27 protein-coding genes, 2 pseudogenes and 1 riboswitch are annotated in these 23209 nt (G+C 31.3%); of the genes and pseudogenes, 23 read left to right on the forward strand and 6 right to left on the reverse strand.

Features of this window, described 5'->3' with window-relative positions:
• Nucleotides 1-207 precede the first annotated feature (207 nt).
• A riboswitch (purine riboswitch) is annotated at nucleotides 208-307 on the forward strand.
• 170 nt (nucleotides 308-477) lie between these two features.
• Genes purE through purD form a run of 7 tightly spaced genes read left to right on the forward strand, consistent with a single transcriptional unit; the run spans nucleotide 478 to nucleotide 7587 of the window.
• Nucleotides 478-957: a 5-(carboxyamino)imidazole ribonucleotide mutase gene (gene purE, locus ACWJJ7_RS18125; protein WP_462963330.1), complete on the forward strand. Its 480-nt coding sequence runs from the start codon at nucleotides 478-480 to the stop codon at nucleotides 955-957.
• Between the two features lie 54 nt (nucleotides 958-1011).
• Nucleotides 1012-1719 (forward strand): phosphoribosylaminoimidazolesuccinocarboxamide synthase, encoded by a 708-nt coding sequence (gene purC / locus ACWJJ7_RS18130; protein ID WP_462963331.1) that lies wholly within the window; start codon nucleotides 1012-1014, stop codon nucleotides 1717-1719.
• A gap of 42 nt (nucleotides 1720-1761) precedes the next feature.
• Nucleotides 1762-3204, forward strand: coding sequence for an amidophosphoribosyltransferase (gene purF / locus ACWJJ7_RS18135; RefSeq protein ID WP_462965043.1), 1443 nt, complete (start codon nucleotides 1762-1764; stop codon nucleotides 3202-3204).
• A gap of 9 nt (nucleotides 3205-3213) precedes the next feature.
• The gene (purM, locus tag ACWJJ7_RS18140) at nucleotides 3214-4212 is read left to right on the forward strand and encodes a phosphoribosylformylglycinamidine cyclo-ligase (RefSeq protein WP_462963332.1); all 999 of its coding nucleotides are present in this window, start codon (nucleotides 3214-3216) and stop codon (nucleotides 4210-4212) included.
• Nucleotides 4200-4820, forward strand: coding sequence for a phosphoribosylglycinamide formyltransferase (gene purN, locus ACWJJ7_RS18145; protein ID WP_462963333.1), 621 nt, complete (start codon nucleotides 4200-4202; stop codon nucleotides 4818-4820). Before purM ends, purN begins: the two co-directional genes overlap by 13 nt.
• Before the next feature lie 2 nt (nucleotides 4821-4822).
• Nucleotides 4823-6325 carry a bifunctional phosphoribosylaminoimidazolecarboxamide formyltransferase/IMP cyclohydrolase gene (gene purH / locus ACWJJ7_RS18150; protein ID WP_462963334.1) on the forward strand — a complete coding sequence of 501 codons (1503 nt, stop codon included), beginning with the start codon at nucleotides 4823-4825 and terminating at the stop codon, nucleotides 6323-6325.
• Between the two features lie 11 nt (nucleotides 6326-6336).
• The gene (gene purD / locus ACWJJ7_RS18155; protein ID WP_462963335.1) at nucleotides 6337-7587 is read left to right on the forward strand and encodes a phosphoribosylamine--glycine ligase; all 1251 of its coding nucleotides are present in this window, start codon (nucleotides 6337-6339) and stop codon (nucleotides 7585-7587) included.
• Nucleotides 7588-7639: 52 nt separating this feature from the next.
• On the opposite strand, the gene ACWJJ7_RS18160 is transcribed toward purD, so the two are convergent.
• Nucleotides 7640-8392, reverse strand: coding sequence for a TSUP family transporter (locus tag ACWJJ7_RS18160; RefSeq protein ID WP_462963336.1), 753 nt, complete (start codon nucleotides 8390-8392; stop codon nucleotides 7640-7642).
• 322 nt (nucleotides 8393-8714) lie between these two features.
• Between ACWJJ7_RS18160 and ACWJJ7_RS18165 the strand changes: the two genes are divergently transcribed.
• Both ACWJJ7_RS18165 and rlmD read left to right on the forward strand, forming a co-directional pair.
• Nucleotides 8715-9023 carry an RDD family protein gene (locus tag ACWJJ7_RS18165; RefSeq protein ID WP_462963337.1) on the forward strand — a complete coding sequence of 103 codons (309 nt, stop codon included), beginning with the start codon at nucleotides 8715-8717 and terminating at the stop codon, nucleotides 9021-9023.
• A gap of 17 nt (nucleotides 9024-9040) precedes the next feature.
• Nucleotides 9041-10396, forward strand: a complete 1356-nt coding sequence (gene rlmD / locus ACWJJ7_RS18170; protein ID WP_462963338.1) for a 23S rRNA (uracil(1939)-C(5))-methyltransferase RlmD — start codon at nucleotides 9041-9043, stop codon at nucleotides 10394-10396.
• A gap of 113 nt (nucleotides 10397-10509) precedes the next feature.
• Here the strand turns inward: rlmD and ACWJJ7_RS18175 are convergent, their stop codons facing one another.
• From ACWJJ7_RS18175 to ACWJJ7_RS18185, 3 genes and pseudogenes are all read right to left on the reverse strand, one after another.
• Nucleotides 10510-11637 carry a tyrosine-type recombinase/integrase gene (locus tag ACWJJ7_RS18175; protein WP_462963339.1) on the reverse strand — a complete coding sequence of 376 codons (1128 nt, stop codon included), beginning with the start codon at nucleotides 11635-11637 and terminating at the stop codon, nucleotides 10510-10512.
• 21 nt (nucleotides 11638-11658) lie between these two features.
• Nucleotides 11659-11847 (reverse strand): hypothetical protein, encoded by a 189-nt coding sequence (locus ACWJJ7_RS18180; protein ID WP_462963340.1) that lies wholly within the window; start codon nucleotides 11845-11847, stop codon nucleotides 11659-11661.
• A 261-nt stretch (nucleotides 11848-12108) separates the two neighbouring features.
• Nucleotides 12109-12165: pseudogene (locus tag ACWJJ7_RS18185) on the reverse strand (hypothetical protein); the annotation flags it as partial.
• A 6-nt stretch (nucleotides 12166-12171) separates the two neighbouring features.
• On the opposite strand from ACWJJ7_RS18185, the pseudogene ACWJJ7_RS18190 reads away from it, so the two are divergent.
• Nucleotides 12172-12423, forward strand: a pseudogene (locus ACWJJ7_RS18190) (recombinase RecT); the annotation flags it as partial.
• Here the strand turns inward: ACWJJ7_RS18190 and ACWJJ7_RS18195 are convergent.
• Nucleotides 12420-12848, reverse strand: coding sequence for a hypothetical protein (locus tag ACWJJ7_RS18195; RefSeq protein WP_462963341.1), 429 nt, complete (start codon nucleotides 12846-12848; stop codon nucleotides 12420-12422). The pseudogene ACWJJ7_RS18190 and the gene ACWJJ7_RS18195 sit on opposite strands and share 4 nt — an antisense overlap.
• Before the next feature lie 103 nt (nucleotides 12849-12951).
• Here ACWJJ7_RS18195 and ACWJJ7_RS18200 point away from each other — a divergent pair, with 103 nt between their 5' ends.
• The 13 genes from ACWJJ7_RS18200 (at nucleotide 12952) to ACWJJ7_RS18260 (ending at nucleotide 21028) form a co-directional block, all read left to right on the forward strand.
• A complete protein-coding gene (locus ACWJJ7_RS18200) occupies nucleotides 12952-13296 on the forward strand; it encodes a hypothetical protein (RefSeq protein WP_462963342.1) in 345 nt (114 codons plus the stop codon).
• 86 nt (nucleotides 13297-13382) lie between these two features.
• Nucleotides 13383-14009 (forward strand): hypothetical protein, encoded by a 627-nt coding sequence (locus tag ACWJJ7_RS18205; protein WP_462963343.1) that lies wholly within the window; start codon nucleotides 13383-13385, stop codon nucleotides 14007-14009.
• Entirely contained in the window at nucleotides 13987-14244 is a 258-nt protein-coding gene (locus tag ACWJJ7_RS18210; RefSeq protein WP_462963344.1) for a phage portal protein, read from the forward strand. The genes ACWJJ7_RS18205 and ACWJJ7_RS18210 overlap by 23 nt, the downstream gene beginning before the upstream one ends.
• Before the next feature lie 28 nt (nucleotides 14245-14272).
• A complete protein-coding gene (locus tag ACWJJ7_RS18215) occupies nucleotides 14273-14695 on the forward strand; it encodes a phage portal protein (protein ID WP_462965044.1) in 423 nt (140 codons plus the stop codon).
• A 46-nt stretch (nucleotides 14696-14741) separates the two neighbouring features.
• The gene (locus ACWJJ7_RS18220; protein ID WP_462963345.1) at nucleotides 14742-15125 is read left to right on the forward strand and encodes a hypothetical protein; all 384 of its coding nucleotides are present in this window, start codon (nucleotides 14742-14744) and stop codon (nucleotides 15123-15125) included.
• A gap of 17 nt (nucleotides 15126-15142) precedes the next feature.
• Nucleotides 15143-15295, forward strand: coding sequence for a hypothetical protein (locus tag ACWJJ7_RS18225; RefSeq protein ID WP_462963346.1), 153 nt, complete (start codon nucleotides 15143-15145; stop codon nucleotides 15293-15295).
• 117 nt (nucleotides 15296-15412) lie between these two features.
• Nucleotides 15413-15655 carry a minor capsid protein gene (locus ACWJJ7_RS18230; protein WP_462963347.1) on the forward strand — a complete coding sequence of 81 codons (243 nt, stop codon included), beginning with the start codon at nucleotides 15413-15415 and terminating at the stop codon, nucleotides 15653-15655.
• Nucleotides 15652-16095, forward strand: a complete 444-nt coding sequence (locus tag ACWJJ7_RS18235) for a chloramphenicol resistance protein (RefSeq protein WP_462963348.1) — start codon at nucleotides 15652-15654, stop codon at nucleotides 16093-16095. The genes ACWJJ7_RS18230 and ACWJJ7_RS18235 overlap by 4 nt, the downstream gene beginning before the upstream one ends.
• 203 nt (nucleotides 16096-16298) lie before the next feature.
• Nucleotides 16299-16550 (forward strand): hypothetical protein, encoded by a 252-nt coding sequence (locus tag ACWJJ7_RS18240; protein WP_462963349.1) that lies wholly within the window; start codon nucleotides 16299-16301, stop codon nucleotides 16548-16550.
• Between the two features lie 306 nt (nucleotides 16551-16856).
• A complete protein-coding gene (locus tag ACWJJ7_RS18245; protein WP_462963350.1) occupies nucleotides 16857-17078 on the forward strand; it encodes a helix-turn-helix domain-containing protein in 222 nt (73 codons plus the stop codon).
• Nucleotides 17079-17375: 297 nt separating this feature from the next.
• Entirely contained in the window at nucleotides 17376-18929 is a 1554-nt protein-coding gene (locus tag ACWJJ7_RS18250; protein ID WP_462963351.1) for an HNH endonuclease family protein, read from the forward strand.
• 150 nt (nucleotides 18930-19079) lie between these two features.
• Nucleotides 19080-19343, forward strand: a complete 264-nt coding sequence (locus tag ACWJJ7_RS18255) for a hypothetical protein (protein WP_462963352.1) — start codon at nucleotides 19080-19082, stop codon at nucleotides 19341-19343.
• Nucleotides 19344-19717: 374 nt separating this feature from the next.
• Complete coding sequence (locus tag ACWJJ7_RS18260) at nucleotides 19718-21028, forward strand: esterase/lipase family protein (RefSeq protein ID WP_462963353.1); 1311 nt, start codon at nucleotides 19718-19720, stop codon at nucleotides 21026-21028.
• A gap of 575 nt (nucleotides 21029-21603) precedes the next feature.
• Here the strand turns inward: ACWJJ7_RS18260 and ACWJJ7_RS18265 are convergent.
• A complete protein-coding gene (locus ACWJJ7_RS18265) occupies nucleotides 21604-23064 on the reverse strand; it encodes an IS1182 family transposase (RefSeq protein ID WP_462961868.1) in 1461 nt (486 codons plus the stop codon).
• Nucleotides 23065-23209: the final 145 nt, after the last annotated feature.

Genomic DNA, 23209 nt, shown 5'->3' on the forward strand with positions numbered 1-23209 from the left:
TATAAGAAACAGTAAGTATACTAGTTGTATCCTTGCTGTTTTTTTTGAAAATTCAAATAAAAAAAACTAGTTAAAACATTAAAAACACGAACGACTTATTAGTAAAACAACGAATTACATATATATGTAGATGTAAACACGAACAATAATATTAAAAACGACATTAATGCATTGACTTAACGAAGAAAAACTGTTAAGATGAAATTATAAATTAATAAGTAATTCATCAATATATTTCTTAGAATATGGCTTAGAAGTTTCTACGAGAGGCCGTCAACTTCTCACTATTGGTGGATCTTGAATTGACACGTTGCAAAGGGTTATGAATTATACCTTTAATTCAAGATTACACCATTAAAATAATTTTTTTGATGGTGTAATCTTTTTTTATTGGCAATTATAAAGTCGTTAATGCATCTCCTACGGAGATGTTGCAGCTCCGCAGGAGATGATTAATTACATTGGGGAGGTAATAAGATGAGGGTAGGAATTATTTTTGGGAGTAAATCAGATAAGGATATAATGAAAAATGCAGGGATAGCACTTAAGGAATTTGATGTGGATTACGAAATACATATTCTCTCAGCCCATAGAGTACCAGAAAAATTAATTGAAGTAATAAAAGAAATGGAAGATAATGGTATAGAATGTATCATAGCAGGGGCAGGCCTTGCAGCACATCTTCCAGGGGTAATTGCATCACATACAGTAATGCCGGTGATTGGAGTGCCCATTAAGGCAGCTCTTGGTGGTATAGACTCACTACTTTCAATTGTTCAAATGCCAAAAGCAATTCCGGTTGCTACGGTGGGCATCAATAACAGCTATAATGCTGGGATGCTTGCAGTTCAAATTTTATCCCTTAAATATTTAGAACTTAAAAATAAATTAATTAAATATAGACAAGAAATGAAAGAAAAATTTATAGTAGAGAATGAAGAAGAGATAGAATTTTAAAATGAAATTTAAGGAATGTGATTTACAAATTTAAAATTTGAGGAGTGGTTGTTAATGGAAAATTCAGTATTGTTATATGAGGGAAAAGCAAAAAAAATGTTTAGCACAGATAATAAGGATGAGATCAGAGTATATTTTAAAGATGATGCAACAGCATTTAATGGAGTTAAAAAAGCTCAAATTGAGAAAAAAGGAATTTTAAATAATAGCATAACTACTATGTTATTTGAGTTATTAGAAAAAAAAGGTATAAAAACTCACTTTATTAAAAAAATAAGTGATAGAGAACAACTTTGCAAAAAGGTTGAAATAGTACCTCTAGAAGTAATCGTAAGAAATGTTGCAGCTGGCAGCATGGCAAAACGATATGGAATAGAAGAAGGAACTAAGCTAAAAACAACAGTCTTTGAGTTAAGCTATAAAAATGATGAATTAGGTGATCCACTTATAAACGATTATCATGCAGTAGCAATGGGGCTTACAACTTTTGAAGAATTATTAGAAATATATAAAATGGCTTCAAAAATAAATGATATTCTAAAGGAAGTTTTCTTTAAAAAAGATATTGATTTAATAGATTTCAAAATAGAGTTTGGGAGATTTAATGGAGAAATAATTTTAGCAGATGAGATATCACCAGATACTTGTAGATTTTGGGATGTTAAAACTGGAGAGAAATTGGATAAAGATAGATTTAGAAGAGATTTGGGCAATGTTACAGAAGCTTACGAGGAAATATTGAGTAGAATAAATAATAAATAGGATATATGCAAGAAATAGTGAGGAGGGATTTCTTTGAATAAAATTGTAGAATTAAACGAAATATCCATAAATGATAAAAATAAGCTAAAAGATGAAGATAAGTTTAAAGAGGAATGTGGCGTGTTTGGGATATTTTCACCGGATAAAGACTTAGATGTTGCATCTTTAACTTATTATGGACTTTATGCGTTGCAGCATAGGGGAGAAGAAAGTGCTGGGATAGTATATTCGAATGGAACTACCCTCACTTGCGAAAAGGCTATGGGTCTTGTGTGTGATGTTTTTAATGATGAAAAAATTAAACTAATGAAGGGTCATGCTGCTATAGGGCATGTTAGATATTCCACAACAGGAGGCAGCGAAGTAAAAAATGCACAGCCACTTTTAAGTAAATTTAGTCTAGGAGACATAGCAATAGCACATAATGGTAATTTAGTGAATGAAGATGTCGTAAGAGAATTACTAGAGGACTGTGGATATATGTTTCAAACATCCATAGATTCAGAAGTTATATTAAACCTAATTGCTAGAGGCGCAAAAAAAGGCATTGAAAAGGCTGTAGTTGATGCAATACAGGCTATTAAAGGGTCTTATGCAATAGTAATGCTTACAAAGGAAAAGTTAATAGGAGTTAGAGATCAAAATGGTATTAGACCTCTTTGCATCGGTACAATAGGCAATAGTTATATTCTTGCATCTGAAAGTTGTGCACTAGATGCAGTTGGTGCAGACTTTTTAAGAGATGTAAAGCCTGGTGAGATAGTAATAATAGATAAAAATGGACTTACATCCATTAATTTTGCAGAAAAAACTAAAAATGCAACTTGTTCATTTGAATATATATATTTTGCAAGACCAGACAGTACCATTGATGGGATTAATGTGTACGCCTCAAGAGTGGCAGCTGGAGAACAGTTATTTAAAGAATCACCAGTGGTTGCGGATATGGTTATAGGGGTTCCAGATTCAGGTATGGCTGCAGCAATAGGATATTCTAAGATATCTGGAATACCTTTTGGAATGGGTCTTATAAAAAACAGATATGTGGGTAGAACCTTTATAAGTCCAACTCAAGAAATTCGGGAAAGAGCAGTGTCTGTAAAACTAAATGCATTAAAAATAAATGTAGAAGGTAAAAGAGTTATTCTAATAGATGATTCAATAGTTCGAGGAACCACAAGCAAAAGATTAGTTGAAATATTAAAAAAAGCTGGAGCAAAAGAAGTTCATTTTAGGGTTTGCTCACCAGTAGTAAAATATCCATGTTATTTTGGAATAGATACACCTTACAGAAAAGATTTAATTGGGGCGAATACTTCCGTAGACGAAATTAGACAAGAAATAGGTGCAGATAGTTTAGGATATCTAAGCATAGAAGGATTATTAAAATCCCTTGGTCATACTGAGTTTTGCTTAGGGTGTTTTAATGGTACATATCCAGTATCAGCTCCATATGAAAATGAAAAAGAAAGATTAGAAAGGTAGGGGAGATCCATGATAACTTATAAAGATGCAGGAGTTAATATTGAAGAAGGATACAAGTCAGTAAAGCTTATAAAAGAATATGCGGCAAGCACATTTACAAAAGGTGTTTTAAATCATTTAGGAAGTTTTGCTGGTATGTTCGAAATAGGCGAGGGTTATAAAAATCCTATTTTAGTTTCGGGTACTGATGGAGTAGGTACAAAACTTGATATTGCATTTAGAATGAAAAAATATGACACTGTAGGAATTGATTGCGTTGCTATGTGTGTAAATGATGTCCTTTGCCATGGTGCAAAACCACTTTTCTTTTTAGACTATATAGCTTGTGGTAAATTGGATTCGAAAGTATCATCACAACTGGTAAAAGGTGTATCTGACGGATGTATTAAGTCGGGCTGTGCACTTATAGGTGGTGAAACTGCGGAAATGCCAGGGTTCTATAGAGACGGGGAATATGATATGGCAGGGTTTACTGTTGGTATAGTGGATAAGCACAAGATTATTGATGGTTCTGCTATCCAAGATGGTTATTCACTTATAGGAATTGAGTCAACAGGTCTTCATAGCAATGGATATTCCTTAGTTAGGAAATTAATAGCAGATTTGGATGAAGATTTTAATGGTGAAAAGATTGGGAAGACACTTTTGACCCCAACAAAAATATATGTAAAAACTATATTAAGTCTTCTGGAGAAATTTGATATAAAGGGCATGGCACATATAACAGGTGGCGGTTTTTATGAAAATATACCTAGAATGTTTAATGAAAAATTCACAGCAGTGATAGATAAAAATAGTTTTAACACTCCAGATATTTTTAAACATCTTATTTCGCTCGGTGTAACGCAGGAACATATGTTTAATACATATAATATGGGAATAGGATACGTATTATGTGTTGAAGATAAGGATACTTTAAAAGTTATAAAGACCATTAATGATTTAGGGGATAGAGCATATAAAATTGGTCATGTTGAGGCTGGAGGTGCAGGGGTTTGCTTAAAATAGCCGTACTGATATCAGGAAGCGGAAGCAATCTTCAAGCTATAATAGATAATATAGAAAGTGGATACTTAAACTGCTTAATAGAAGCAGTAATTAGTGATAAGAAAGATGCATATGGCATAGATAGAGCAAAATCTAAAAATATAAAAACATACATATTAGATAGAAAACAATTAGGCACCGGGATTTCAGGTGAGATATTAAGAATTGTCGACGGAAAAGTAGATTTAATAGTGCTAGCTGGATTTTTATCTATACTTCAAGGGGAACTTCTTTGTGTATTCAAAAATAAAATCATTAATATTCATCCAGCCCTTATTCCATCTTTTTGCGGAGATGGAATGTACGGTATGAAAGTTCATGAGAAAGCTATAGAATACGGTGTTAAAGTTTCAGGATGTACTGTCCACTTCGTAGATGAAGGTACAGACTCAGGACCAATTATAATTCAAAAGGTTGTCGATGTTTACAGTCAAGATACAGCAAAAGATTTGCAACTAAGGGTTTTAAATGAGGAACATAAAGCACTACCCGAAGCTATTAAATTAATAAGTGAGAAAGAAATAAAAATTAAAGGAAGAAAAGTATTAGCTATTGGAAAGGTGGAGTAATAATGATTAAAACAGCACTAATAAGTGTGTTTGATAAAGAAAATATTTTATGCCTTGCAACATCCCTTCAAAACAATGGAGTAGAGATTGTATCTACAGGTGGAACTTTTAAGTATTTAAAAGAAAATGGTATAAAAGTTTCCGAAATTTCTGATGTTACCGGATTTGAAGAGATATTAGATGGAAGAGTTAAAACATTACATCCAGTTATTCATAGTGGAATACTAGCAGTGAGAGATAATAAGGAACACATGGCAACTATCAAAGCTAAAGGAATAAAACCTATTGATATGGTAGTAGTTAATCTTTATCCTTTCTTTGATAAAGTATGCGAAGATATAAATTTCCAGGAGAAAGTTGAGTTTATTGATATCGGTGGACCAACTATGCTAAGGGCAGCAGCTAAAAACTTTAAGGATGTTATTGTACTCAGTGACACAACAGATTATGAAAACATTATAAAGAAAATGGATGCTAAAGAAGAAGTGGATTTCAAAACTAGAAAATATCTAGCAGGTAAAGTGTTCAATTTAATATCAGCTTACGATGCAGCAATAAGTAATTTCTTACTGGGGGAGGATTCATACCCAGATTATTTGTCTGTTTCTTATAAAAAACAAATGGATTTAAGATATGGTGAAAATCCTCATCAAAGCGCAGCTTATTATGTAACGTCTGCCGGAAATGGAGCAATGAAGGATTTTCAGCAATTTAATGGCAAGGAATTATCTTATAATAATATAAAGGACATGGACATTGCATGGAAGGTAGTATGCGAATTTGATGAAATTGCTTGTTGCGCGTTAAAGCATAATACACCTTGTGGAGTAGCAGTAGGGGATAGTGTACTCGATACATATAAAAAGGCATATGAATGCGATCCAATGTCTATTTTTGGAGGCATTGTTGCTTTTAACAAAAAGGTAGACAAAGAAACTGCAGAGGAACTTATAAAGATATTTTTAGAGGTGGTTATTGCACCAGAGTTTGACGACGATGCGTTACTAGTCTTAAAAGGCAAGAAGAATTTAAGAATTATAAAATGTTTAAGTAAAGCAGAAGGCAAAATTAATATAGTTAATGTTGATGGTGGAATATTAGTACAAAGTTCAGATGATAAATTATGTGGCGATATAAAAGTGGTTACGAAAAAAATACCAACTGAGGCAGAAATGAAAGATTTGATATTTGGCATGAAAGTAGTTAAATATGTTAAATCAAATGCTATTGTAGTAGTTAAAGACGGAAAGACTAAGGGAATTGGTGCAGGTCAGGTAAATAGAATATGGGCAGCAGAGCAATCATTAGAAAGAGCAGTAGATGCTACTATACTCGCATCAGATGCATTTTTCCCATTTGGGGATGTTGTGGAGCTAGCTGCAAAATATAACATAAAAGCCATTATTCAACCAGGTGGTTCTATTAAAGATGCTCAATCAATAGATGCATGTAATGAAAATGGAATTTCTATGGTGTTTACTGGAACTCGACATTTCAAACATTAGGAGATGAATATATGAAGGTATTAGTTATTGGTTCTGGAGGACGCGAGCATGCTTTAGTGTCAAAGGTTGCAGAAAATTCTAAGGTCGAAAAGGTGTACTGTGCTCCTGGTAATGGGGGCACCTGTAGAGAAAATAAGTGCGAGAATATTAATATTAGGCAAATGGATGAACTTTTAGCATTTGCTATAAAAAATAAGATAGATATCACAATAGTTGGATCAGAGGAATGGCTTGTACAAGGCATAGTAGATAAGTTTAAAGAAAATGGACTTAAGATATTGGGACCTAGTGAAAAAGCGGCAAAGCTTGAAGGAAGTAAAGCTTATTCTAAAGAATTTATGAAGAAATATGGCATAAAAACAGCTGCATATGAAGTTTTTGAAAATGAAAATGAAGCTACCGAGTATTTGAAAAATTGTAAGTATCCTATAGTAATTAAAGCAGATGGCTTGGCAGCAGGTAAAGGAGTTATTATATGTAATGATTTTACTGAGGCTGAGAAAAGCATAAATGATTTTATGGTATTAGATATATTTAAAGGTAGCGGAAAGAAAATTATAATTGAAGAGTTTTTAGAAGGCGTAGAATCATCTATACTCTCTATAACAGATGGAAAAGTTATAATTCCTTTTGTATCTTCAAAAGATCATAAACAAATATTTGACGCGGGTAATGGACCTAATACAGGAGGTATGGGAGCTATAGCACCAAATCCATATTGTAATAAAGAGGTATTAGATGAATTTTATGAAAATATATTAAGGCCTACTCTTAAAGGAATTCAAGAGGAAGAAATGGATTATACGGGCATAATATTTTTTGGAATAATGATAACGAAAAAGGGTGTATATTTACTTGAATATAATGTAAGATTTGGAGACCCTGAAACGCAAGCGGTTCTTCCACTTATGAAAAGTGATTTTACAGAGCTTATAATTAGCGCTATAAATGGATCACTTGGGAACTTTAATTTGGAATGGAATGAAGGATATTCTTGCTGCCTAATTGCTGCATCAAAAGGTTATCCAGGTATTTATAATACAGGATTTGAAATAAGTGAGGCAGGTAAATTAGAAGGTAAGTTATTCCTAGCAGGTGCAACGCATGAAGATGGTATTATGAAGACAAATGGTGGAAGAGTTTTAGGAATAACAGGGTTTGGTGAAACATTAGTAAAAGCAAGGGCAATAGCTTATGCCGATATGAAAAAAATTCAGTTTGATGGAATGTACTATAGAACAGATATTGGAAAATTGAACTAATATAAAAAGCAGATGAAATAAATCATCTGCTTTTTTTCATAATTTAAGACTATTAAAAAATGCTTATAAGCATTTTCACGGCAACAGCTAAAGACATGGTTACAAATATAGGTTTTATAAGTTTTGAACCCTTATTTAATGCAACGGTTGTACCCACTTTAGCCCCTAAAATCATAGATACCGCAACAGGTACTCCTATCATGTAATTTATTTTGCCACTTAGAGCAAATAAAACTAGCGCTGTAATATTGCTTATAAAGTTTAAAATGCGGGCATTAGCAGAAGATACTACAAAGTTAAACCCGAAGATACTTATAAATCCAAATACTAAAAAAGAACCAGTTCCAGGACCGAAAAAACCATCATAAAAACCTAGAGAGAGAGCAAGGATTATACCGTATGTAACATTTTTTTTAGTAAGTCCTTGAAATTTATCTTCAAGTCCTAAAGACTTAGAAAAAAGAGTATAAATTCCGATAAATAAGATAAGAATTAATACCAACGCATTTAGAAATTTTTGGTCTATATTTAGTACTGTTCTAACACCTAACATTGCACCTATGAATGTAAAGGGAATAAGATATTTTAAAAGTTTAAAATCAGCCTTACCTGATTTTATAAATCCGAGAGAACTAGTAAAAGAACCAGCAGTGGCACTGAATTTGTTAGTACCAAGCACCATGTGAGGTGGCAGACCTGCAAGCATAAAGGCTGGGACGCTTATTAAACCACCACCACCTGCTATGGAATCTACAAAGGATGCTAAAAAACCAGCCATACATAGAAGAATAATTTTAGTAATCATACATCACCTACCTAATTTTATTATTAAAAGCAAATATATACTATTACTATAAATATATACGATTTCAAATATATTGTAAAGGGATACAGCGGAAATTGTCTATATTGCAGCATCAAAGGAGATGATTTAATTTAAGCAATAATCAAAATAGGCGTACATATTAATTTGTTATTTATTTGAATATGCCTTAATAGCCTATTGATTTATATGGAATATATACGTATTATGTATAGATGGGATTAAAAAATTATAAATATTTCTCCCAATGCGAAATTAACAAAATAAACGTTATGAAAATAATATAATATGGGGAGGATTTAAAATGTTAGAAAAAAACGGTATAAAGGAAAATGTAAATTCAAATGAGGTTAAAGCTAAAAAACCGACTTTTGTAGATGCTTTTACAGCTAGCCTTATAGATTTGATAGTTATAGGAGCGATATCAACAGTAGGAGTATTTGTGATAGATGGTGTGATTAAATTAGCAGGATATGCTGTAGCTCAAAAGTTCCAAATGTCATTTATAATCTTTATGGTTGTTATGGTATTATACATGAGCATTATGGAAAGTGGAAAAACGTCTGCCACATTTGGTAAGAAAGTATCTGGACTAATTATTACAAAAAGATAGGAGTTTGAGAAAACAATATGCAAAAAAGAAAAGAGTATGAATTTTATATAGAAAACTTAGAATTTCCAGCACAGGGCATAGCATTTTACGAAGGTGAAAAAGTTTTGATAAAAAATACATTGCCAGGGCAAAAGGTAATTGCTAAAGTAGCAAAAAAGAAACAAGATGTAGTAGAAGCAAAGCTTGTAAAAATACTTGAGGATGTAGACTATAAAATTGAGCCTCTTTGCAAGATTACAGATTTATGTGGAGGATGTAGCCATCAATTTCTTTCTTATGAAAAACAATTAGAATTTAAAAAACAACAGGTGTTAAAGTTATTTGAACAAGCAGAAATAAAAGATTTTGAGTTTCTAGGTATAGTAAAGAGTCCTGAACAGTTCGAATATAGAAATAAGATGGAATTTACATTTGGTGACTTTCGAAAGGGTGAAGAATTAACTCTAGGTATGCATACCAAAGGAAGAAGCTTTAGTATAGTTACTGTTGATGACTGTAGAATAGTAGATGTGGATTTTAGAGAAATTCTGAAACTAGTATTAAACTATTTTAAAGGGTTAAAATTGACACACTATAATGTAATGGAGCGTGAGGGATATTTAAGAAACTTAGTTATTCGAAAGGCCCAAAATACTGGTGAAATATTAGTAAATATAGTAACTACATCTCAAGTAGATTTTGATTTTAGTGAAATAACTAATATGCTTAAGGAATTAAAATGTGATGGAATCATTACAGGAATAATACATACATTTAATGACTCATTATCAGATATAGTTCAAGCTGATAAAACTGAAACATTGTATGGAAGAGAATACATTATGGAAGAATTATTAGATCTTAAGTTCAAAATTAATCCTTTTGCTTTTTTTCAAACAAATACAAAAGGAGCAGAAAAGCTTTATAGCTTAGTTAGAGATTTTTTAGGTGAAGCAGAATCAAAGGTAGTATTTGATTTATATTGTGGAACGGGAACTATAGGACAAATTGTTGCGGCTAAAGCAAAAAAAGTTTTGGGAATTGAATTAATAGAAGAAGCAGTTGCTGCTGCAAATGAAAATGCAAGAATTAATAAATTAGACAATTGTGAGTTTATAGCAGGGGATATAGCAAAGGTTATTAAAGAGGTAAAAGATAAACCAGATAGCATTATTCTAGACCCTCCAAGAGCTGGAGTCCATCCTACAGCATTAGATTATGTAATAAAATTTGATGCGAAGCACATAGTTTATGTTTCTTGTAACCCTAAAAGTCTAGTAGTTGATCTTAAGGAAATGATCAATAGAGGATATAAGGTGCAAAAGGTAATATTAATGGATATGTTTCCTCACACTCCTCATATAGAAACTATTGTAGATATAGTGAAGGCATAACTAGGTTTTCCAAACGATATCATTCTATTAATTGAAAGGTTTCCGACATTTTTCCGACGGCTATTCAAGTATGTCGGAAAGATGCTTTTCAAATTTAGTAATAGACGATTGTTTCATTTTTTTGTAACGTGAGAATAGGTGTCCATAGTTGTTGCTAATTTACTATGACCTAGCCTAGCTTGGATAACTTTATAGTCGGAATCAGACTCTAAAAACATAGTTGCATGAGTGTGACGAAATGAATGAAAACTAAATTTAATCCCTAGTTCATAATTAACTATTCGACTTAAATATTTTAGGCTTTCAGTTGAAATAAGTTCACCATTTTCTCTGGTGGATAAAAGGTCAACATTTGTATAGGTTCTGTTACGCTCTTTGTAAACGTAAGTTTCGTTAGCGTAATGGATGCCATACTTCAATTTGTTTTTTTCTTGGGTTTCTTTATGCCTTTTTAAAATATCAGTTAAAGTTTTTCCCATTTCAATAGTTCGTTCTGAGCTTTCAGTCTTTGGAGTACCAAAGCACCAAACACCCTCTTTAAGTATAATTTTATCTACTGTAATTTTCATATTTTCTGAATCTACACAATCCCATGTCATACCACATGTTTCAGCTGCTCTTAACCCGGTGTAAAAAGATATTTGTATTGGTATATAAAAGTTGCTACCCTCAGGGAACCTTTTAATTATTCTCTTATAATCTTCTATAGAGATAACTTTAAGTTCTTCTTTATTTTTTTTAGTATTTTGCATTTTAGGCATATGGACATAGGTCATAGGATTTTCTTTAATAAATTTATAAGGATACACAGCAGATCTAAAAGCCCCCGAAAGGACCCCATAAAATCCAGAAAGTGTATTTTTACTAAAACCATTGATATATTTTTTATTCAAAAATTCTTGCAATACTCCTGGTGTAATGGCTTTTAATTTATATACCCCTAGAATGGGTTTGATATAATTATTAATTATGCTTTTGTAGCCAATTTGCGTATTGTATTTGCAATTGATTAATGCATATTCTTTATACCAGTAATCAAAATAATCACTAACACTTAAATTGCTTTCCTCAACTACAGATCCACATTTTTCAAAATCTATAATAGCTTTTCTTAGAGCCGCGACGGCTTCTTTTTTTGTTTTGCCACCTTTTCTTTCAATCCTTTTTCTTTTCCCATCCACTTTTCCTACATCAAAACAATAAAACCAATTGTCACCTATTTTTCTTACTGAACCTTCCATAATAATTACAGCTCCTTAAAGCTATTTTTCGTCATCAAATAGTTTTATCATTTTAAGAACTTTTGCTTTTTTACTTGGTGAGGCATTTTTTAATGCTTCAATGATAGCTTTCATATCTTCGTCAATATTATATACGCCTTCTGGCTCTTTAACCACAACCGTGTTCTGGTTTGTAAAATTTGTATAGGTTTTAGGAGCTAAAGTTTTCAAATGATTTAAAAGTATAGATTGAGTTTCTAGTGGCAGATCGGTTGATTTATTATTATAAACTTCAAATAATTCATCACTTTCTATGTTTAATTCCTTAGAAAGAAAATCTAATAAAAGTATATTACTTGTTGAATAGTTATCTTTTTCAGAGTAAGCATTTTGTATAGCTGTAAGTAATTCTATAGAATACGAATTTTCTGGGCTTGCAAGAACATCTGAAACACTGACTTTTAGGGCAGTAGTTATTTTTTCTAAAACAACGATAGACGGATTGGTTTTTTTATTTCTTTCAATTGCTGAAATATAACTTGATGGAATAACAAACCCAGTACAATGATTAGAAAAGTTGCATTAGTCCAAGCCTTAAGAGAGGCATTCCCTACAGAAGTAGGAGCCCTATATGCTAAAGAAGAGCTTGGAATTGATGAAGATAAAATAATCAATATAAAACAGGATGTTGAAGAAGAGATAAAAAATGAAGCTAATGAGGAATTTGTAGATATTCCAGCAGATAAAGCGCCAGTAGTTGATGCTGAAATAGTTACTGAAAAAGGTGAAGATGATGCCCCTTATTAAACTTCTAAGTTAATCTTTTTTATCTCTTCATTAGTTGCTATACCTTCAGCAACATTTCTTTCTGTTCTTTTGGCTTTTTCTACATTGAAATTGTCTTCTAACTCTATCCTCTTAATCTCTATACCATCAGTTTCGAATTTTCTCATGCAGGTTGGACACTTGCAACTATACTCATCAAGTTCAAATTTTGATTCTTTTATATCTTTATATTTTTGTAACAAGCTGGACCTTTTATATTGAAGCTCACTATCTACTCTGCTTTTCTTCCTATGGATAGATTCCTTAAACTCCTCTATAACAACATTCAAATGTCTTATGTTAGATTCTTTTGTTCTTATATCACTTTCTAATGTTTCCCTTGGCTTATTTTTAGTAGAATTAATCTTATGTTCAAGTTCCATTAATTCAGATTGTTTTTCCATCAATTCAGCTTTTAACTTATATAGGCCCTCATTTTCTTTGCTCTTATCCTGCAGCTGCTCTTCAATACTTTGCTCTACAATTTCTACAATATTTTTTCAAGTCGAGGTGAGAGCAATAATAGATATAAAATTAATCCCAACAATAGAAAAGGCTTTAGGGTTTGCATTGAATGAGATGCAACTTAGATATTTAACTACCAAGGAGCTTTGTAGCTGGCATGGGAGAAAAGTAGGATATACCACAGCATATATAGTTGACCTTGCGCTTAATATAAAAATAGAAATTGAATTAAGTGATTTAAAAAGAGGAGGATATAACGATGAATTTCATGGCAGTATGTATGACTCATGGTTTGAACATGAATTCTTAAAAATTAGAGATGACCTTGCTATGACAGGTCTTCCAGTAGTAAAGATTATAAAAGATAGGCGATTTAATTGGACGAGATAGTAGCAGACGAGCATAAAGTTAACAGACAATTATTATATAAGTATTTAAAAAAGTTATATCCTAGCGGCACTCAGGCATAAGATATAATGCACCGAAATATTAATAATTTATTTGGGTATCATGGCCTTGCATGGTCCGTAGGAAAGAAATCGCTTGAATTTTTCTGCCTATATTTTTTACAAGATGTATTTTTAGTTAAAGAAGATAATGCTGCAGCTCCTATAGCAAATATACATAGAGAAATATGGAAAGACATTCAGGAATCTATTATCGGTACTGGACCGGAACAAAGAGGATGGATATTGCCCCGAGGAACTGGTAAAAGTGCTTTTGGAACATTTGCTACTACTGTTTGGTGTCATTGCTATAAGTTTAAAAAATATTCTTTACTTTGTAGCGATATAGGGTCCACGGCTGAAAAGTTTACTAAGGATATTAAAAATACATTCTTAAATAATGATTATATCGATAAGGCTTTTGGAAAGCTCCTTGATGATAGAGACAAACGATATGTTTGTAATAGTACTCAATTAGAATTAACTAATGGAACTTTCATTGAAGCTATATCTTCAGCATCTCCAATGAGAGGTAGAAAATATGATAACTGTAGGCCTGATGATGCCAGGATAAAAAAATGGAAGAGATATTCTGATGATGTTAAATATGCAAGTCAGAAAGCAGTTAAAAGAAATGGTAAAGTTGTTAACAGATAGCTCAGGTAAGGTTTTATTTTTTATTCATGCGTTTAAAAATGATTTTGATTCTACAATACAGTATATAGATATTTATACGGATTCCTATATTTATCACTTTGATAGTAAGTTTAATAAAATTGCAAAGCCTACAGAAAACATATTTAGAGAAGTTCCGGTTTCGGTTGGAAAACTAACATTAGAAGAATATCACGATAGTTTATATAACGATATCAAAGGTTTAAGATACCTTTGAAACTAATTTTAGTGATATTGGAAATGAAATAAGTGATTTTAGAAGTGCTTATATGGTATTCACAGGTTGTGAAATTAATAAAGAGGACATTCCTGAAATGAAAAGGCTAGGTATATTAAATGCCAAAGATAAAGACAGTACCATCCAATGGTTAATAAAAAATATTAACGATACTTTTATTCAAAATACACTTGATAGATATGTAGATACAATGTACCAAATATCTTGCCATATAAACCGCAATGAGGGCATGGTTAGTAATCTAAGTGGCATAGCTTTAAGGTCAAAATTAATAGCGTTAGAAAATAAGTGTGAACTTGAAGAAAAAGCTCATAAAAACATAATTGCACTTTATACACCTAATATTCCCGATGATTTAGGTACAGCACAAATGTTAGCACAAGTTCCAGAAGGCTTTATTTCCAAGGATACAGGTAGAGGCTTGTTCTAGTGGAGCACAAGGACAAGGAAATACACAAAATAGAGTTATAAAGGATATGTTAACCAATACCGTAAATAAAACATTTAATTTCTATAGTTATAATATTGGACTTAAAGATGTTAAGGGTATTATGGGAAATAATTTTAAGGAAAAGCATTTTAATAGCAGAGTTTGGATCAATGAAGAGGATGTTGCTAAACACCTTCATAAACAAGTTAATGATCTTTTGAATGGCAAAGTTAATGTTAATCAAATTAAGAAATATATTGAAAAAACAAATAATACTAGTGCTTATAATGCTAGTAGACTTGTAGACACAGAAATTTCAAGAGTCCACGATGAATCAGTTAAAAGATTCTGCAAAGAAACAAATGTTAAAAAGGTGACAATTATATTTCTCCTAAAAGGTTCAGAAAATTATCTGCCGAGGATAGAATAAATTATTTTACTTTATCTATGGTGGATAAGATTGTAAAAGGTGAAATTGATTTTGAAATTACAGGTGTTAAACCTAATTCCATTGCTGACCTAGAAAATAACTTTGATGATGTAGTAAATTTAATGTCAGTTAGAGAATTAAGTGGATATTGGGAAGTGGAGGGAAAGTAATGGGTGCAACTGTACGAATCCAAATGAATTCATTTTTAAGAATCATGGCACAAAGAAAATTACAAAAAAATGGCGAAGCACAAGTAAGATTCATTCACTAAGGAATGTGCTAAGCAAATGAACAACTATACACCATTTTTAACTGGTACACTAAAAGATATGATGGTTCAAATTAATCAAAATAATGTAACTTATAATGCGCCATATGCCAAACAACAGTATTATGGCAATGCTGGTAATGGAAATCAAGGTACATCAATGGAAGGCATTAGGGGCAAACAATGGGCACCCCGTATGTGGAGTGCAAAAGGAACTGGGATAGTTAATACTATAGCTAGTTTTGTAGGAGGGCACGTATGATTATAGAGGCAGTTAGAAATTTTATAAGAAATTGTCCTTATCTGCAAGAATTTGAAGGGGTACATGGACTTGTAAAAGTAAATGTTGATTGTTTGGAAGAAAATTCAACTGTTTATTCTATAGAAGAAGTTCCTGTGGATCCAGTAATTAAAAAATATATAAATGGCGATAGTATAAGGCAATTACAATTTATTTTTGCATCCAGGGAGCCTTATGGTGCTGATGTTCTGCAGAATATATCCAACTGCGGATTTTATGAAGATTTTGCAAATTGGATTGAAAAAGAAAATAATAATAGCAATTTACCCATATTGGGAAGTGGATATGAAAGCCAAGAGATTAAAGTATTAAGTCCTGGATATACTTTTCAGGTTGAGGTGGATAAAGCAAGATATCAAATAGAACTCAGATTAAAATATTATAAAAAAATGGAGGAATAAAAATTATGGCTGTGAGGAAACGCAAAATCCAAGCGAATTATTTAATGGTTGAAAAGGATTTCTAGTTCTTAGGAACAGGATTTACAGAATTAAATGAAAGTCCATCCGCACAAACGGCGTCTAAGAGATATATAAATCAATCTAGTGCTAGTCAATCAATTACAGGCTATGAATGGTCTACTTCATTCAACGCTGACCAAATCGTGTCAGAAAGTGCTATAGATTACATTAAGAAAATTGGTGAGATGCAATTAACGGGGATAGACACAGAAACAGAGTATTTAATAGTGGATTTAGACATGCCCGCAATCGAAGAAGGTAGCTTTAGAACAAGACAATTCAAGGTTGCAATTCAAGTTGATAGCTTTGATGATAATGATGGAGATTTATTAGTTATTTTTTCAACATCTTCTCTTTTGGCATTAAGTGTTGTGACTAGCTCAGTGAGGAAATGAAGGAAACTAAACAAAAAGTAAAAGAGCTAATCGAACTACTGGACATAGTCGAAAAGCTCAAATTAAGTTAATATCCTTAGTAGGTTGGATTTACATACTACTAAAAATATTAAAGTAACACCAAAGGGGTTAGGATAAAAACTAACTCCTTACCAAATAATAATAACAAAGGTTTCCTTCAAAAGCAATATGAAAAATAATTTATACTTTGAATTAACATTAAAGGTTTTATCTTTAATTGGATTGATTGCATTCTTATACTTAGCGGTAAAGGCGGTAATTCTAAAATAAGAGAGAGGTGGCCATATGTACAATTTCAGCTCAAAAGAAGAATTAGTTAAATTTTTAGCTTCGGAGGTTTTAACTACATTTGAAGCTAGAGAAATAATGGGTTGCTCAAGACAATACTTAAGCCAGTTAGTAAGCGAAAAAAAGTTAATACCTATTAAGGTACTGAGTAGAGAAAGTTTATTCTTTAAAGAAGATATAGAGGATTTTAAAAACAGAAAATTAAAAACAGAAAATTAAAAGGAGAAGTTGAGTAGTCTTCTTATCTAATAGCAGCATAGAATAATTTTAAGGTCTAAAGTTAGAGAAATCTAGCTTTAGACCTTTTTTATTTTTTTAAATGATTTTAAGAAGCAAATTATGATAAAATATAATGTATTTATTTATACGCTTTATAGATATATATGCTTTTTTTTGGAAGGAATTCATAAAAAAATGTTGAATAATAGAAATGTGTATAAATTTATAATGGATGTAAGCATAAGAAGAAACTAATTTAATTATGTTTAAAAATATGTAATAAAGGAGATTTTTATTATGAACGATAAAGTAATTTTAGATGCATTAATACCTAGGGAAGATTTTGATATTAGTGATGAAAGCGGCGTAGCGGTAAATAGAAATATATTAACAATGTCAGTAACTGATTTGGACTACAATTCATTTCTTTACTCGGCAATTAAGAAGCCTGATTTTCAAAGAGAAACTAATGAATGGTCACCCGAAAAGATTTATCAGCTTGTATCAAGCTTCATAGAAGGAGAATTAATTCCAAGTATAATATTATGGAAAAGTATGGCAAATCATATTTTTGTTATTGATGGATCTCATAGAGTTAGTGCTTTAGCTGCATGGATTAATGATGATTATGGTGATAATATTATTTCTAGAAATTTTTTTGATAACGAAATACCACCTGAACAATTAAAGTCTGCAAATAAGACTAGAGAACTAATAAATAGTAGTATTGGAAGTTATGCAGAACTGAAAAGCATTGTTCGTAATCCTTCAATTGATGAGGAAAAAAATAAACGTGCAAAAAGTCTAGGTTCTTTAGCAATTCAATTGCAGTGGGTTGAAGGCAATTCTCAAAAAGCAGAAGAATCTTTTTTTAGAATTAATCAGCAGGGAACTCCTATTAGTAAAACAGAAATAAAACTTATAAAGGCTAGAGCATCTGCTAATGGGTTAGCAGCTAGAGCAATAATTAGAAGTGGGAAAGGACATAACTATTGGTCTAAATTTACAGAAGGTATTCAAAGAGAAATATATAAAATAGCAAAAGAAATAAACGAAATACTATTTTTACCAGAATATAAAACACCAATAAAAACATTAGAGTTGCCGATTGGTGGAGCATGGTTATCAGACCAAGGACAGCCTTTAATTTTAGAAACTATAAATATTGCCAATGGATTAAAAGAAAATGATGTAGTTGAAGTTGATGAGACAGGAAGTAAAACACTGAATTTTTTAACGCAATGTCGTAAAATTGTAAGACGTGTAAATTCGATGCATCCATCCTCACTAGGACTTCATCCAGTAATATATTTCTATAGCATGAAAGGGATACATAAGATTGCATCATATTATGCAATTTTAGGATTAGTTAAATATTTAGAAGAGAAAGATAAATATAATGATTTTACTAAAATAAGAAGTAAATTTGAAGAAATTATGGTCCATTACGAATATCTTGTTCAAATTATAGTCAGGAGATATAGACAATCAACTATAGGACATAAGTATATTACTAGATATTACATAGCAATTATGGAATTGCTTATAGATAATCACGGTATTGAAGAAACAATGAAAATCTTAGTTAAATCAGATGAATTTAACTATCTATCTAAATCAATGATGACATTAGAGGAAGTATCAACTAGTAGATTTTCTGATGGAAGAAAATCGAATGTATTTATATTAGAAGCTCTAAAATCAGCACCAAGGTGTGCTATTTGTGGTGGCTATTTACATAAAAACTCCATAACAATTGATCATAAGATAAGAATAGAGGATGGGGGCATAGGAGTAGTTGAAAATGGTCAGTTGGCACATCCATATTGTAACTCAACTTTTAAAAACTAGGTGCTATTTTACTGCTTTTAAGTCTAGCGTAATTGCTAGGCCTTTTTATATTTTAGAGTAGAATTAAATTTTAAAGGAAAACATTACCTCGTACAATTTCAGAGTAAAAAATTATATAATATAGAGAACGTATGTTTTGGAGAGGATAGTATGAAAGTTGTAGCAAAGCCTATTCGAATAGTAGCTTGGACTGATATAGAGGGGAATATAAACCCAGTAAAATTTAAAATAGCAAATAAAGATGAAAGTATTTCAGTTATAAAAATCGATAAAGTGATTAGTGCAGAAAAAGAAAAGCTTGCGGGTAATAATATGCTAGTGTATACGTGCCAAAGTGTAGTTAATGGAGCTGATAAGCTATATGAGATAAAATATGAGTTAGGTACTTGCAAGTGGATATTATTTAAAATTTAATAATAGTTAATGGAGTTCTGATGTTGCCGTGGAGATTTATCTACCTAAATTTACAAATGTTGTAGGAAAAAATGGTTATATGTTGAATTTATTGGGTAGGAAGTATAATGCCAAAATCTACGTTAATAATCTATATTGCCAAGGGTTACACGGATGTGGATTTCTCAGCTAAATATTCCTTATCACTAGCTGTTAATTTATTCATATTATAAATAAAGTCCCATATTAAATAATACTCAGATTGTGCATTCGATTATAAAATTTATATTATTTTCCAAGGTTTATTAGCTATAGTGTGCTTACATTAATTTACTTTTATTCTTTATTTATGCTATAATTAGTTAGAAATATGAATAAAAATAAGGAGTGGAAAAATGAAAAAATCACTAAAAAAAATCCTTTCATGTCTATTATTATTATTTGGAATAATGGCTTTTACGTTTTCTGGCAATACTTTTGCTACAACCAATTCTACATCAACAATGGTACAAGCTAGTTCTTTATCAAAATTAAGTAATAACTATCCTATAGTAATGGTACACGGTCTATTTGGTTGGGGAAATGATGAACTCTTTGGAGTAAATTATTGGGGTGGAAAAGAAAGTTTAAAAAACCTTTTAACTAAGAAAGGTTATACTGTTTACACTCCAACTATAGGTTCTATATCTAGCAATTGGGATAGAGCTTGTGAATTGTATGCTTACTTAAAGGGCGGCACTGTAGATTATGGTTATGCTCATTCTATAAAAGCTGGTCACGATCGTTTTGGTAGAACTTATCCTGGTGTTTATACTGAATGGGGTACTAGCGATGCAGATGGTATTAAAAAGATTCATTTAATTGGTCATAGCATGGGTGGTCAAACCATTAGAGTTTTAGCTCAATTGTTAGAAAACGGAGATAAAGATGAAATGAATTGCAATAAAGATAGTACTAGCCCTTTATTTACAGGAAATAAAAATTGGATTGATAGTATTCTTACTATAGCAACACCTCATGATGGAAGCCAAGAAGATGATAAACAAAGTAAACTTGAACCTTTTGCCCATGACTTTTTTGCTGCAATGGCTAGTAATGCAGGAATATTAAATTCAGATAATCCTTGCTTTGATTTCAAAATGGATCAATGGGGATTAAAGAAACAATCTGATGAATCCTATAAAAGTTATTATAAAAGAGTTTTTAATAGTAACATTTGGAAAGAAACTAAAGATTTAAGTCTTTGGGACTTATCCCAAGAGGGTTCTAAGGAATTAAATAGCTGGGTTAAAGTTCAAAAAGATATTTACTATTTCTCTATAGCCTGTGTAGATACGCATAAAGAGTTACTCACACAGCATCAAATACCTAATATTAATATGAACCCACTACTTTTAAAGGCCTCCATTTTTATGGGACAATATACCAACTCGACCTATGGTGAAGTACAAGTTGATAAGACTTGGTGGAGAAATGATGGTATAGTAAGTGTAATATCTGCTATTGGCCCTCATGAAGGTTCTCAGGATAAAATAGTTAGCTATGACTCTAATGCTACCACTGAAAGAGGGGTTTGGAACTACCTGGGCGAGATTAATAATATAGATCATATTGAAGTAGTGAAACAATCTGAACCTATATACCATAAATATCTTCAAAATAAATTTATTGAGTTGGCAAATATGTTAACTAAATTGGCGAAGTAATGAATAAAGCATAGTCATAATTTAAGAACAAATTCTCTCTACAATCGAGTATAAATGTTACCCACAGCCACTTCCACAAGTTGTTTCCTATATAATCACTCATAGGCACACGCTCACAACCAACAATGAAAATAGTTGAGAACAGAGTACTTAATGACTAATAAAAAAATGATTTAAGTTCTACGAAAAACTGATTTATCCAATTAATAACCTAAATCATGACAAGCTTTTATAAAACAAATGGAAGTTTTAATAAAAGCTAAACGAAAAACCAAATAACTTATTAAAATATAGTATTATTCAGTAATGAATTTTGCGGTATTTTTTATAGAGTTAGTACGGAATACAATAAAAATGTTTGTCAACAAAAACAAATATATAATCATTCCAGTACTATTGTTAAAGCACTAGAGAACTGAATATCAAATACCCTTGGCTAAAATAGAGGCCACTGAAAAAAGCACTCTCTTTTCAGTAAGTTTTTTAGGCTTGAACAGAAAAAACATGAAATACCCATATTTTTGGATGTTTCATGCTTTTTCTTTTTATATTTTTATATTTAAGTTAAAAAAGCCTTATTTCATGCCTTTCAACTTGATTATTCTCTTTAGATTCACAGTGAAGATTGATAACGCACCTTGCATTTGCATGCTAATTAAACCTGACGATGTTGCTACATCATAGCCATGCTGGTGCTTAAGTTCACTGTTTTTAGCCTCTATCATATAACGTTCTCTAGCACGTTTTTTAAAATACTCACTTTTTTCGAACTCTATTTGATCTTTGTGAGTATTTGACTTTATTGAAACCGAATAAGTTTTAGATTTAGCACCTTCTTTATAGCACCCATCTTTATGAACACAATTTTTACACTTTTCTACATTAAAATAGTAAGTTAGCACTTGATTTTTACCAACATTCTTCTTTCCCTGTTTTGCTTTTTTAATAGCCATATGGCCTGCCGGACATACAAATAAACCAGCATCTTTATTAAACTCAAATTCATCTTCTTTTTTTCGCATTCCTTGTGAAATTACAGGATTTAGTCTTGAAATTAATACAATTTTATTTTCTTTTGTATATTTTAAGTTTTTCTTTTCAGAATAAGCTGTATCTCCAATTACTTCATTAACATCTATACCAGCCTCACGGCTTTTTTCTATTAAGGCTATGAGCTCCTTTCCATCACTTTTTTCGCCAGTTGTAATAACAGCTGCTGTAATTAAACGTTCTTCACTCATAGCAAGGTGTGATTTATATCCAAAAAAAGAACTATCTTCAGTTTTATGCCCCACTTTTGCATCCTCATCTTTTGATAGTTTTAGATTTTCTAAGTCATCATTAATAGCTTCCATTAAGTAGTTTAATTTAGTTTTCACAGCTGGATTTGCTGCAGTTTCTGGCTTCTCGTTTATGCTATCAATTAATAATTTGCAGTACTCAAGAATATCTTCAAGTACTCCAGTTGTAACTTTATTAGGTAACTCTTCTTTAATACCAGGATGTACTCCATACAATGTTTTTCTTAAGTTTTTTGCACGTTTCAATAATTCTTCGCTTGCTGACTTTTGGTTATAACGTGACTTGGTATGCGTAGCATCAACTATTATTGCTTTACTTTTTAAAACTCCCTCTTTTATAGCAAGTTCTACAGTCTTGTTTATTAATAAATCCAATAAATTCATGTCTTTAAGGCGAAGCTTTCTAAATTTAGTTAATGTACTTGAGTTTATTAAATTTGTTTCTTCTGGGGCTAAATTTAGAAAATATTTAAAGGACATATCATAAAGAGTTCTTTCAACAACATCTTCATCAGACAATTCATATATTACTTTCAAAAGTAAATATTTAAATAGCATTATGGGGTTAATAGCACCTCTACCCATAGATGAACTATAGTTAACCACCAATTCATCATAAACAAATGAAAAGTCAACAAGGTCATTAATTTGCTTTAAAATGTTATCTTCCGGAATAATTAACGAATATAAGCTATGGTATGTATTTATTTTTATTTCCAATTGTCCTTTTAGCATAATAGTATAGCCCCTTTTATTTTAGTCTACTATACTAATTCGACATATCTTTTAAAATTCCTTTTTGTTTTTAGTCTTTTACATAAAAAAAATCGCCATCTTTAATTCGATGACGATTTTTTTTATAGTTTTTCAGTGGCCTCCT

This window comes from Clostridium sp. CM042 (genome assembly GCF_055080995.1).